This window comes from Novosphingobium sp. MBES04 (genome assembly GCF_000813185.1).
Lineage (GTDB): Bacteria > Pseudomonadota > Alphaproteobacteria > Sphingomonadales > Sphingomonadaceae > Novosphingobium > Novosphingobium decolorationis.
In genome coordinates, this window is sequence record NZ_DF850488.1 from 2633972 (window position 1) to 2646414 (window position 12443).

A 12443-nucleotide genomic window follows, 5' to 3' on the forward strand; every position below is an offset into this window, starting at 1 on the left:
CTCCTTCGCCCTGTTCGCGCAGCAGATTGCGCCGCCAGGTGTAGATCAGGCTGGTCGATACGTCCCGTTGCCGGGCCACGTCCGCGACACATGCGCCCGGCGCGAAGGCTTCGGCCAGGATCTGGAACCGCTCCTCGTCCCGCCACCGACGCCGCCGCTCCGGCCCCGTCATTACCGTGATCTGCCCCATGCTGCGCTCCTAAGCTCGCTCATACGAGCGCTCTTAAGACCGGTCGTTCACTCTCCGGACAAGGCGGGGCACACATGGCTTCGCGGATCGCTCCGTGGTCCGGCGGGCGTTCGCGCCTGACCGTCTTGGGATCGACGCCAATCAGCACGCAGGCCCGGCGCTGCGAAACCTGGTAGGTCTGCATCACTCCGAGCGCCACGTCGCGCCGCTGGCTCGGCGTCGTCAGCCTTTTCCCAGCAGGTCCTTCAGGATCGCGTTGTCCAGCATGCTATCGGCCAAGAGCCGCTTCAGCTTGCCGTTCTCGTCCTCCAACTGCCGCAACCGATGGGCATCGGAAACCTCCATGCCACCGTACTTCGCCTTCAACTTGTAAAAAGTCGCGCTGCTCAGCCCGTGCTTGCGGCAAACCTTCACTGTCGGAAGGCCTGCCTCCTGCTCCTTGATCATCCCGATAATCTGCGCCTCGGTGAAACGGCTTTTCCTCATGCGTCTGCTCCTTCCTCATGGGCAGACTCTACATCAGAATGAGGGACCTTTCGGGGGCAGGTCACCATCGACAGTTTCCTACAGATCGCAACGCTGCGCATCGAGCTTGAGGACAGCGATCCGCCGATCTGGTGCTTGGTCGAAGTGCCGACCTAAGTCACTCTCAAGGTCCTGCACGACATTGTCCAGGCCGCGATCGGGGGGCGACTACCATCTCTGGGCGATGCGCATTGACAGCCAGACCTATGGCCTGCCGATGGAGGACGGCTGGGGAGCCGCTCCGTGCAAGATTGCTGCGCGCATCCGCCTGCGCGATGTTCTCGCTCCCGGCACGACCTTGATCATGTATTCCTACGACTTTGGTGGTGAAGCCCCGGATCTGTTGTTCTGGCCGGGGGCAAATCCGGTACAGGGTCACTTCAGCACACTTGGAGGGGCAGAAAATTGGCGCGACGTGCGGCCAGCCGTCGTCCAAAACGCGACTGCCAACCTGTGGCCGATGTGCGCACCAAAGCGGTTGTGTTTAGTTGCTCGCATCGCGCCATTTCAGATATGTGTGACGCCAGCTTTCCAATCGCTTTTCGAAGACTGAATAGTAGAAGCAGCCACCAACCACAGCGAAACTGGAAACCAGGACGAGTGTAACCACACCAGGCATTGCGGGCCCAAGCTTGAACGCGACCTTGTTTCCGAAGGATACGAGCAGGAAATGAATCAGGTAGATGGAATAGGATGCTGAGCCCAGAAACATGAGCGCGGTTGGCACGCGCAACTTGGAACTGGCTGCGCCCAATACGGCCGCGGTGCCAAGTATTCCGAAAACAAGGCTCGAGACCTCCGGAGTGAGCTCGAGCGTTTTGTACGTGAGGGCTAGTCCCAGAAATGCGAACGAGCCCAGCCCCCCGATCATTCTGGCAGGCCCTCTTTCCGGCATTCTCTCTATGAAGAGGTATCCCGCCAGAATGCCCATGAGGAACTGCACGTTGTGTGCATTGAATAGCCACTGCATCAAAGGGCTGGAGCCTGTAACGAACAGCGAGGTCGCGCCCCAAAGGGTTAGAAGCGCCAGACCTGCACGTCGGTTCGCGAAGGTGAGGGCGAACAGGGTGTAGAACAGGAGCTCTTGTTTCAGCGTCCAAAGTACGACTGGCGTCGATGTCGTTCCATTGGGCAGAAGGAGGATAGAGCTCAGAATATCGTCAACTTCAGGGGTGCGTCCCATGGCCGCCCAGCCCATCCCTAGGAATATGCAAGCGGTCAGGATGGAGAGCGGGTAAATCCGCAGAATCCTATTCTCGAAGTAACGTGGTATGTCCACGTTTCTTTTCTTGAAAAGCGGGAGCGCCATCACGAAGCCGGATATGACAAAGAATAGGTCGACGCCAGCATCGAGCCCCTGCGTGTAGCTCTCAATATTCTTCATGCCCTGGTACTTGTCCAAGGCCATGGTCGCGCCGCAGTGATAGAATACGACGGCGATTGCCGCGAATGCTCTCAATGCGTGGACGCCATCTGCAAACACCCTCTTGCCTTCGCTGTGTAGGGTCATCTGCGGGTCCTCGCTTTGCTACTTGCCATGAGCCGTCGAGATCTGAGAGGGGCGGGGGCTTCGGAATGTCGGAAGGCGGCGTTGCAGTGCGCGGCGGCGGCGGCGTTCTCGAAGCTGCTGCCTGGCTTGCCACCTAGCGAAAAGTACGTCGGCAATCAGCATGACTATGATGAGCAGCATGATACGTTGTGAAATTCGGGCTGGATAATGGTGCAGTCGATAAATCAGTAGCAGGGTCAAGCCATAAAGCGGAACCGTGAAAAGGGACGCCCGAAAGAACATCTGCATTACAACCGCTCTTAATAGGTACATCGTTCCGGCGAAGAGCCCTAGAAACCAAATGCCGCCAAAAAGCCAGGCTTCACTAAATGATCCCATGGGATTGGCGCCGGTAATGCGGTGCTGGTAGGTTGCAAGAGTATGGGGCCACCCATCGAGAGCTCCCGGGAGTGGCGATAGCAGGGACTTTGCCTTGTATGAAAATTCAAAACTTGAATCAATACGTATACTATTGGCGAGTACAAGGCCGCCTTGGGCAATGTTGGACAGCAGTGAAAGTATCGATCCGGACAATTCCTTGAATTCGATCGCGCAGAGCGCATCGGGTACGTGGACCAGGCCCAGTTCGGGCTGTCCGCGTGCCTTGAGGGCATAAAGAATAGATATGACGGAGAGGGCTGCCATTGTGATTAGAGGGATGTCGATCTTCTTTTTGAAGAAGAAGCGCACGGCTGCCGGTAGGATGAAGATGAGGGTCAGGGATCGGCTTGCGGCGGCGAGCGTGTAGAGCAGGCCGTAAGTGCCGATCAAGAGCGCGAGAGGCACCAGCTTGTGGCGCTTGGAGTGATGGCACAAGGCTGCGATGCCGAAGCAGGCTGCACCAACGAGCGTCCCCACCTTCTGGTAAAGCGCCGCCAATGGGTTGGAGATCCCCACGATGTCATTGTTTCGCAGGGTCATGTAGCCTTGGTACCGCCACATGTAGCCCAGATCGATGTCGACCGCGTGGGCGAAGGTGAGGAGGGCAAAGATGGCGAGAATTGCGTTGATCGCCTGGGGGGAAAGTAGGAACCGTAAGCGGTTCTGGAGTTCTGTGAAGTTCGCATCCTTGATCTGCGGGACGGAATAGATGACCGGAACCGCCATGAGATTAAGGAGCGCGAAAATGGCGGAGGTTCGCAGCATGTAAGGGCGTAAGCCAAAGTACGGCATTGCCGAGAGGTACTGACTCGGCGTGACCCTCTCTCCTACGAGCAACACGAAGTACGCAAGGCAGGCTGTGTTGAAGATGCAGAAGATTGAAAGGGGGGAGACGGCGGTGGTGCGTCGGATCGCAAGATAGGCAACGAGACCGTCGACGAGGCAGCATAGCCATGGCAGCAGCGTCGAGCTCATGCCTGTTCATCCATGCGGCGATTGGGGCGGGTGCAAGCGAGTGGTCGTTGCGTCATTCGGAGCTCCTTCTTTTTGTCGCATACTCCGATCGGCAATCCCCGTGAATGGGTAGCGACTTCCCGGTTCGATGGTCAGGTCTATTGCCAGAATTATCCGGCAGATAACATATCTCCTGCTGCATATTTTCTCCGATTCTCCGAATCGCTTGCCGCCGCTTTGCGCGATTTTCTGACAGACTGAAGGAGAGTGTCGGTGGGACGAGTATCCTGGTGGCGAATTGACCGTGGATTAGCTTGAAACAAATTGTGCGCTGCGGTATTAATGTGTCGGGTCCATACGTGGACGCTGACCAATGGAGATACGGTAATGCTTAACAAGGTACTTCCGGTGGCTGCGGCCGCTGGCCTTTTGGCTGCTCCGATCGCTGCTCAGGCAGGTACGAAGGCTTCGGCCCTGCCTGTGAAGCAGTCGGTTGCAGCAGCTTCGGTCGCTTCCGGCGCGCGTGCGTCGTCTGACGTCAAGCGTACGAATGCCCTCGGCTCGGGCGGTGTTGTCGTTGCCGTGGCTGCTGTGGCTGCCGTCGGTGTCGGGATCTGGGCGATCGCGGACGATGATGACAACGATTCGCGCGGCAGCTAATAGCTGGTCGTGACGAATTGAATGCGGGGTTGGCTTTCGCAATCAGCGAGGGTCGACCCCATTTTTTTGAGGTGGGCTGAACGCCGGATGTCTCGCGGGCTTAGTATTTCAACGCAAACGCGGCCTGGTGGTTCTTGGTTCGCGAAGAGCGAATTTCAGCTGGCTACCTTGATAGCGCTCGCCGTTTTCTTCGGGGGCGGTGGGAGCGGTGCTGGCGTATCCAACGCAGTTGTCCAGATATGGGCTCTGCTCCTTCTTGCCGTAAATGGAGATAAGGTTGAGCAGTTCTTTCGAACTGCTCCTGTCTCCCTGCGCGTTCTGGTTGTGTGCACGCTGCTTTTGCCGGCACTCCAGTTGGTGCCGCTTCCGCCTGCGATCTGGCAGGCCCTCCCGGGACGAGACCCGGCGCAGCAGACGTTCGAGCTTCTTGGGTCAGGTGATGTGTGGCAGCCCATTTCACTGTGGCCTATGCGCACTTTGCTGGCGTTGCTTGGTCTTATCGTGCCGTTTACGGCGCTTGTCCTCGCTAGCGATCTGCAGGGCACGCGCAGGCTCTGGCCGTTCGGGGCGATTGTCCTGATGGGTGGCGTGAATTGCCTGCTGGGGGCTATTCAGTTGGCAACCGGCAATGTCCAGGGAAACCTCTATGGGGGGCGTGTCGACCCCAACCAAGTCTACGGTACGTTTGCCAACCATAATACAGCTGGCATATTCTTGGTTTTCGCCCTGGTCGCATTGCTGCCGTTCCTGGATGGGCTGGGGAAGTGGAGATGGGCGCGATCAGGCATCTGGCTCTATGGTCTGGTTGCGATCTTTGCGTTGGCGTGCGTTCTGACGCAATCGCGTTCTGCTGTTGGTGTGATGGCGTTTGCGGTCGTGGCATTGGCCATCTGGATCGTGCGGCGACGAGGTGGAGGATCCTTGAGGGTGGGGCGCTCTGCGCTGATTATCGGAGGAGGGGTCATTCTTGCCGGAAGCTTGATTGCCGCCGGTGTGGCCTCGACGCATCGTGGCAGCGCTGTCGTGCAGCGGTATCTCGCATGGGAGAGTGGGGATGCGCGCGCCACTCTTTGGCCGGAAGCTTACGATTCCGCTAAAAGGTTCATGCCTGTTGGCGCAGGGGTAGGCGCCTTCTCGGCCGTGTTTGATCTGGAAGAGAGCCTCGAAACACTTGATCACGGCAAGGCTGGCCGAGCCCACAATGAACTGCTCGAGGTGGCAATCGAGTCCGGTCTGGTGGGGATGCTTCTGCTCGCGGCTTGGGGAATTGTCTTGGTCGTCGGGGGCGTGCGTTGCGGATTTCTGGGAAGTTCCGGCACGCGCTTCGGGGCTGCATTGATCTTAACTTGTGCATCTTTGCAATCCCTTGTTGACTATCCCTTGCGCTCTCAGGCAGGCCTTGGTGTGGCAGGCGTCATGGTTGCACTCTTGCTCACAGGCTCTCGTAGAGGGCGGCAACATGTATCTGGTCACTAGGGAGCACGTTCTTATTTTTCCTTAGGGAGATGCTCTTGCTGTGCTCTGTCAAGACGCTATCACGTCAAGGTATGGCGGGCATGTCATGCTCGTGCTCCCGCAAGGCTTGGCCGTGCAACTTGCACTGATGTTTTTAACCAGGAAGTGAATATTGATGGCTAGCTCAATCGCCAGGGCCCCGCATGACGAAGATCTGCACGTCGAGGGGCTTGACGACGAGACAGTGTTTGGGCTCGATCTCAAGCTCCTGTTGGGACACATTCTGCGCAACCGCTTCTGGATCGCTGGAATTTGCGGCGGCTTCCTTCTGGCTGGTGTCATCATCACCATGCTGTTGGTCCCAAGCTACACCGCTGTGTCTGCCGTCATGGTGGAAGACGAAGGCGAGCAGATCATCGAAGGTTCCGATCTCTCGCCAACGGTAAATGGCTCCGATACAGAGCGTTTCCTGCAGACCCAGATGGACATCCTGCGTAGCCGCCAGGTCGCAGGACTGGTCGTCGACAAGGGAAATCTGGCACTCGACCAGACGTTCTATGACGCGATGGGTGCGGAATTGCCGGAACGTTCCGAGCAGGTTGGGGCCAAGGCAACGCCGGACGGTTTTTCTCGGTATGTTCGAGAAGAAGCAATCAACTTGCTGACCAATGCTCTTGCCGTCTCTATGCCCGTGGAGAGCCGAGTTATTTCGATCGAAGTCGTGACCCACGATCCGCGCTATTCTGCAAAACTTGCCGATCTGTTCGCGGATGCCTTTATCGAGAATAACCTCAATCGCAAATTCAATTCGTCGGCGTATGCGCGCAAGTTCCTCACTGAGCAGCTCGAGGATGCGCGCTTGAAGCTGGAAACATCAGAGCACGAACTGAACCAGTATTCGCGTGCTGCGGGCCTCATTCGAATGCAGGGCGCCAGCGGGGGAGGGGCCACCAACGATGGCGAGTCCGCTCTTTCGATCACCAATCGACACTCATCAACCTGAATGACGAAGCAAGCAAGGCGACATCGGATCGGATCGCGGCCGAACAGGCCTGGCGTGCTGTCGAAGATCAGCCGGTTCTGAACATCCCAAGTGTGCTCTCGAGTAACTCGGTGGAGCGCCTGCTGGGCGAACGAGCCAGGCTTGAAGCTGAACTTGCGGACGAGAGTTCAAAGCATCGTGCCAATTATCCCTCGGTTGTCGGCCTCAAGGCGCAGCTCACTGAAATCAATGCTCGAATTCAGAGCATTGGCCAGTCGATCAAGAAGTCGATTCAGTTGACTTACGAGGCGGCTAGCCAGCGTGAAGCAAATTTGCGCGCTGAAGTCGAACAGTTGCAGAAGAGCTCGATGGACGAGCAGAACAGCGGCGTGCAGTATAATTTGTTGAAGCGTGTCGCCGACACCAACCGGTCGCTCTATGACACTCTTCTGGCTCGTTTTAACCAGTTGAATGCCGCATCCGGCGCCGTGAGCAACAACATCACGGTCGTTGACTATGCGGAGGTGCCAACCACGCCGTCTTCGCCTAAAATGCTGATCAATCTGGTGATCGCCTTGCTGATCGGGCTGGTCGTTTCGGCCTTGGTTATCCTTCTGCGTGAATACTTCGACGATGCGATCCGCTCGCCCGAGGATGTCGAGCGCAAGCTCGGTATTCCGCTTCTTGCCCTCGTGCCCAACAGTGAAGACGTGCAAAGCGCTATATCCAACGTGCGCTCGCCCGTGGCTGAAGCATATCACACTCTGGTCGCGAACTTGTCCCTGTCTACGCAGACCGGTTTGCCGCGGGTGTTGATGTTGACGAGTTCGAAGGAGAGCGAAGGCAAGTCGAGTTCATGTGAGGCTATTGCTCGGGACCTGGCGGCTCTTGGCAAGAGTGTGCTTCTGGTCGACGCCGATTTGCGTCGTCCGACGTTGCATTCCAAGTTCTGTGACCGCAAGGCTCCGGGTCTGAGCGCCTATCTCACCGGCAATGCATCGTTTGAAGAAGTGCTGCAGCCAAGTGGTGTTGAAAACCTCACGTGCATCACGGCGCTGCCAATTCCGCTCCAGCCGTCATTGCTGCTGGGCGGCGTGCGCCTTGGCGAACTGGTCGCGCGGGCTCGGGCAATGTTTGATGTCGTGATCCTCGACTGTCCGCCGATGCTGGGGCTGTCGGACACAGCGTCGATCTCGGCATACGTGGACGGTGTGCTGGTCGTGATCGATGCGCAGGCTTACCATCGTGGTGCCGTCAAATCGGTGCTGCGCAGGTTGCAATTGACGGGGGCACCCGTCCTCGGCGTCGCATTGACGAAATTCGATACCCAGCGGGCGCATGGTCAATATTCTTACTATGGTAACAACTACTACCAGTACGGGGATGCTTCCAAGGCTTGACCGGATGAGTGGTGCAATGCGGCTTTTGAAGCGGGCGCTCTGGTCGGGGGGCTGCGCAGCTATGATGCTCGTAGCCCTTGGTGTCGGGGTGGATCGCACGGCGGTCAGCTCGGTGAGCTACGCGGACAAGGTCCCGGGATGGTTGCGAAACTTCTCGTTGGCGAGCCTCGCATGGCGTGCGGTTGAAGATGGAGATACCGAGCAGGCGACAGCATATGCCCGGCAAAATCTGGCTCGCAATCCGGTGCCGGCCGAGAATCTTTCGGCCATGGCAACGACCCTGATCGAGCAGAAGGAATACGAGGCCGCGTCACAATGGCTCGTGGCGGCTTCGGGCAGAGGCTGGCGGGATCCCGCGACACAGGTTTTCGTGGCCGAAGTCGCGATGTCAAACCAGCAACCGGATATGGCCGTGGCGCGCTTTCGTGCTCTCCTCGCTGTTGGAGGGCGGCAGGAGGAAAGTCTGAGGGTTGCGCAAACCATTCTTGCCGACGATGAGGGAGTCAAGAGCATGGCGTCCTGGCTGAGGGAAGATCCGCAGGGGAGCGAAACGTTCTTTTCGTGGGGTATGAACAACCTTCCGGTCGAAGCGCTTACCAGTCTGGCGAGCATGATGGCTCCGCGAAAGCTTGGATGCACTACTGTCGACAGACTGGCTAGCAATGCGCTTGGTAGAGGCTATGCAGACGCGGCCTGGAAGGTTTGGTCGGCACCGTGTAAAGGTGAGCGACAGCTGCAGGCTGCTTATGACCTGGCGTTCGGAGCTGGTGGAGCCGGCGATGGCCAGACACCCTACGATTGGCGACTGTCCTTCGCGCCTGGGCTGACTTATGAATGGTCCGGATCGGGGCAGGGTGCGACGATCCATTATCGCAATCGGCGCGCGGGAGCGAGTAGTATTGGGGTGAAGAATGGCCGTCTGAGGCCTGGCACGCATATACTGCGGTACACCGGTGATCTTTCGATGTCGGCTCCGCCACGTGTTCAGATTTCATGTCTCTCTTCGGACGGTACGCCTGGGTGGAGGCTGCGCCAGGTCACACTTTCCGTGCAAGGCGAAAAGATAGAGATCCCCTCCGATTGCACCACGCAGCGTTTCAATTTGTTCCTGGCGCAGGGCGTCGGCAGGAATTTCGCGCTTCAGGTGGAGTAATGCATTTATAGCGTTCCGTGCCAATGGCGCGAGTGAGGTGGACGTGATCCGGAGCTTCCCTCCCGCGAGATTCAAGGGTCGGCAGCTTTGCTACGCTACGTTTGGCCCGCAGCGCGACAATGCTTACGTTATTGGCCACATCGAGTTTGCCGGTCATGTGCCAAGCAGCCTGGTCTATCAGCACGAACGCGCGGGCCCCCGGCGCTACGGCGAGTGATATGTCGGCGAGATATGGCGACATGGTATCGGTACTGCAGAACGGCAGGACGAGCGCGGTGCCCTTGCCAGGATCCAGGCAGATTGTGCCGAAGATATAGACCGATTTTGTCCGTTGATCCTTCGGTGACGATGGCCGCGTTCCGCGTCTGGCCCAGCGCCGCGTGGTTGTTTTCTTCTGGCCGACCCGCGCTTCGCCTCATGTGAGCCCTTGGATTTCGTACCCATCCGGTGAGCCCCGCCTTGTCCGGAGAGTGAACGACCGGTCTTAAGAGGGCTCGTATGAGCGAGCTTAGGAGCGCAGCATGGGGCAGATCACGGGTAAGCGCTGTCCCAGCCCCACCTTGTGTTGTTGAAGCGCAGCGCTGATTTTCCACGCCTTGATGTGGGCGGGAGGCGCTGGTGCTATGACGATGCCGTGTGATGATGTTGGCACAAGCGGGGTTCAGCGGTTCGAGGTTTTTACCGGAAGGGGACGACGAAGGGATTGGGCGCCCGAGACGAAGGCGTCGATCGTGGCGGAGAGCTATTCGGAAGCGGAGACGGTGAGTGCGGTGGCACGCCGGTACGGGATGAGCCCATCGCAGCTATTCACGTGGCGGCGCGAGTTTCGCAAGCAACTGGAAGATCGCGGCCTGACCTTGCCAGTTGCATCTCGACCGCCCACGACGTTCGTACCCGCCGTGATTGAGCCGGAGCCAGCGTGCGATCCGCCTCCGGCAGTGAAGCGCTCCCGCAGACAACGGCGTTCCAAGACCAGCGTTGTCGAGCTGGAGATCGACGGCGTCGCCGTAAAGATCGGTCGCGGCGCGGACGTAGGCACGATTACCGCAGTGATCGACGCGCTCAGGGCGCCGCGATGATCGGACCTAGTCCTGGCGCGCGGGTGATGGTGGCCACGCGGCCGGTGGATTTTCGCAAGGGCGCGGATTCGCTCGCGGCACTTGTCGGGACCGAGTACGGAGCCGATCCCTATTCAGGTGTGATCTACGTGTTCCGGGCGAAGCGCGCGGACCGGATCAAGCTCGTCTGGTGGGATGGGACCGGCCTGTGCCTGATGACCAAAAAGCTCGAGACCGGCGGCTTCAAGTGGCCGGGCATCCGCGATGGCGTGATGCGTCTGACCGCCGCGCAACTCGGCGCTTTGCTCGAGGGGCTGGACTGGCGCCGTGTACATGGCGGACGCCGTCCGATCGCCCCACAGATTGCCGGTTGACGGGGCCTTCGCGGACTGATTCACTCCACTCATGCTCATCGAGGCGGACCTTCCCGAAGACGTCGAAGCGCTCCGTGCGCTCGTCCTCGAACAGGCCCGCGAGCTTGATGCCCTCAAGGTTTTCAAGGCCGAGGCCGAGCGACTGAGGGCGATCATCGAGGCCCTCCAGCGTCATCGCTTCGGCCGCCGTTCCGAACAGCTCGATCCCGATCAGCTCCAGCTTGCCCTCGAGGAAGTCGAGACGGCCCTGGCCGAGGCCGTGCATGCCAGGGACAAGGCGAGCCGTGCCCCGGCCGAGCGAGTGCGCAAGACCAACCGCGGTTCGCTGCCGGCACATCTCGAGCGGATCGAGCAGGTTGTCGATGTGGAAGAAGTCGATGGCATCCGGGCCTGCCCCTGTTGTGGCGGGGCGCTCCACCAGATCGGTGAAGACGTGGCCGAACGCCTCGACGTCGTGCCCATCACCTTCCGCGTTCTCGTCACCCGCCGCCCACGCTACGGCTGCCGCTCGTGCGAGAGCGCCGTTGTGCAGGCCCCGGCACCGGCACGGATCGTCGAGGGCGGCATTCCCACCGAAGCGCTGATCGCGCAGGTGCTGGTCGCCAAGTATGCCGATCATCTACCCCTGTACCGCCAGGCGCAGATCTACGCGCGGCAAGGCATCCAGCTTGATCGATCCACCCTGGCAGACTGGGTCGGGCGGGCAGCATGGTACCTGCGTCCCTTGCGCGATCACATCCTCAAGCGGCTACGACGATCAGAACGGCTGTTTGCGGATGAAACCACCGCGCCGGTACTCGATCCGGGCCGCGGACGGACCAAGACCGGCCAGCTATGGGCCTATGCCCGCGACGATCGCCCTTGGGGCGGCGGTGATCCGCCGATGGTCGCCTACGTCTATGCCGCCGACCGCAAGGGCGAACGGGCACAAGCGCATCTCGGCGATTTTGCCGGCATCCTGCAGGTCGATGGCTATGGCGGCTATGCCGCGCTCGCCAGGCGCCGCAATGAGATCAGCCTCGCGTTCTGCTGGGCGCACGTGCGCCGCAAATTCTACGAGCTCGCCGATACATCGCCGGTCGCCACCGAGGTACTTCGCCGCATCGCCTCGCTCTACGTCATCGAGAACGAGATACGCGGCAACCCCGCCGAACAACGCCGTCAGGTCCGTGACGAACGCAGCCGCATCATCGTCAATGACCTGCACAACTACCTCGATGCCCGGAACCGTCAGGTCAGCGCCAAGAGCAAGCTCGGCGAAGCGATCCGCTACGCGCTCACCCGCTGGGATGGTCTCTCACGCTTCCTCGATGACGGCCGCGTTGACCTTGACAGCAACGTCGTCGAGCGCGCGATCCGTCCGCTCGCGATCAATCGGAAGAATGCCCTGTTCGCCGGCTCCGACGAGGGCGGCGATAACTGGGCGGTGATCGCCACGCTCATCGAGAATTGCAAGATCGCCGGCGTCAATCCACACACATGGATGACCGAAACACTCACCAGGCTAGCAAATGGTCACCCAGCCAACGCCCTCGGCGAACTCATGCCCTGGACCGCCGTGGGCTGAGAACATCGCTTACGATCACGGTAATGACGGGGCCGGAGCGGCGGCGTCGGTGGCGGGACGAGGAGCGGTTCCAGATCCTGGCCGAAGCCTTCGCGCCGGGCGCATGTGTCGCGGACGTGGCCCGGCAACGGGACGTATCGACCAGCCTGATCTACACCTGGCGGCGCAATCTGCTGCGCGAACAGGGCGAAGGGG

At 59.6% G+C, this 12443-nt stretch carries 12 protein-coding genes and 2 pseudogenes; 9 read left to right on the plus strand and 5 right to left on the minus strand.

Features of this window, described 5'->3' with window-relative positions:
- The 4 genes and pseudogenes from MBENS4_RS11680 to MBENS4_RS11695 all read right to left on the minus strand — a co-directional run.
- Positions 1 to 190 (minus strand): transposase (locus tag MBENS4_RS11680; protein ID WP_144400944.1); only part of this gene is annotated, 190 nt, incomplete at its 3' end.
- Positions 191 to 263: 73 nt separating this feature from the next.
- Positions 264 to 676 (minus strand): annotated as a pseudogene (locus MBENS4_RS24735) (transposase); the annotation flags it as partial.
- Positions 677 to 1199: 523 nt separating this feature from the next.
- Positions 1200 to 2225 (minus strand): acyltransferase family protein, encoded by a 1026-nt coding sequence (locus tag MBENS4_RS11690; RefSeq protein ID WP_039390908.1) that lies wholly within the window; start codon positions 2223 to 2225, stop codon positions 1200 to 1202.
- An 18-nt stretch (positions 2226 to 2243) separates the two neighbouring features.
- Positions 2244 to 3620, minus strand: a complete 1377-nt coding sequence (locus MBENS4_RS11695; protein WP_039390910.1) for a hypothetical protein — start codon at positions 3618 to 3620, stop codon at positions 2244 to 2246.
- Between the two features lie 366 nt (positions 3621 to 3986).
- Here MBENS4_RS11695 and MBENS4_RS11700 point away from each other — a divergent pair, with 366 nt between their 5' ends.
- From MBENS4_RS11700 to MBENS4_RS11720, 5 genes are all read left to right on the plus strand, one after another.
- The gene (locus MBENS4_RS11700; RefSeq protein ID WP_039390912.1) at positions 3987 to 4259 is read left to right on the plus strand and encodes a hypothetical protein; all 273 of its coding nucleotides are present in this window, start codon (positions 3987 to 3989) and stop codon (positions 4257 to 4259) included.
- 168 nt (positions 4260 to 4427) lie between these two features.
- A complete protein-coding gene (locus MBENS4_RS11705; RefSeq protein WP_039390914.1) occupies positions 4428 to 5735 on the plus strand; it encodes an O-antigen ligase family protein in 1308 nt (435 codons plus the stop codon).
- A 154-nt stretch (positions 5736 to 5889) separates the two neighbouring features.
- The gene (locus MBENS4_RS11710) at positions 5890 to 6717 is read left to right on the plus strand and encodes a GumC family protein (RefSeq protein WP_039390916.1); all 828 of its coding nucleotides are present in this window, start codon (positions 5890 to 5892) and stop codon (positions 6715 to 6717) included.
- Positions 6718 to 6827: 110 nt separating this feature from the next.
- Positions 6828 to 8096, plus strand: a complete 1269-nt coding sequence (locus MBENS4_RS11715) for a polysaccharide biosynthesis tyrosine autokinase (protein ID WP_039390918.1) — start codon at positions 6828 to 6830, stop codon at positions 8094 to 8096.
- A gap of 61 nt (positions 8097 to 8157) precedes the next feature.
- Positions 8158 to 9249: a tetratricopeptide repeat protein gene (locus MBENS4_RS11720; protein ID WP_144400901.1), complete on the plus strand. Its 1092-nt coding sequence runs from the start codon at positions 8158 to 8160 to the stop codon at positions 9247 to 9249.
- Positions 9250 to 9358: 109 nt separating this feature from the next.
- Here the strand turns inward: MBENS4_RS11720 and MBENS4_RS26655 are convergent.
- A pseudogene (locus MBENS4_RS26655) lies at positions 9359 to 9661 on the minus strand (IS630 family transposase); the annotation flags it as partial.
- Positions 9662 to 9878: 217 nt separating this feature from the next.
- Between MBENS4_RS26655 and tnpA the strand changes: the two are divergent.
- The 4 genes from tnpA to MBENS4_RS26660 all read left to right on the plus strand — a co-directional run.
- The gene (tnpA, locus tag MBENS4_RS11725) at positions 9879 to 10328 is read left to right on the plus strand and encodes an IS66-like element accessory protein TnpA (protein ID WP_039392281.1); all 450 of its coding nucleotides are present in this window, start codon (positions 9879 to 9881) and stop codon (positions 10326 to 10328) included.
- The gene (gene tnpB, locus MBENS4_RS11730) at positions 10325 to 10681 is read left to right on the plus strand and encodes an IS66 family insertion sequence element accessory protein TnpB (RefSeq protein ID WP_039390920.1); all 357 of its coding nucleotides are present in this window, start codon (positions 10325 to 10327) and stop codon (positions 10679 to 10681) included. Before tnpA ends, tnpB begins: the two co-directional genes overlap by 4 nt.
- A gap of 31 nt (positions 10682 to 10712) precedes the next feature.
- Complete coding sequence (gene tnpC / locus MBENS4_RS11735) at positions 10713 to 12248, plus strand: IS66 family transposase (RefSeq protein ID WP_039390921.1); 1536 nt, start codon at positions 10713 to 10715, stop codon at positions 12246 to 12248.
- Positions 12249 to 12271: 23 nt separating this feature from the next.
- A partial coding sequence (locus MBENS4_RS26660) for a transposase (RefSeq protein WP_242404937.1) occupies positions 12272 to 12443 on the plus strand: 172 nt, incomplete at its 3' end.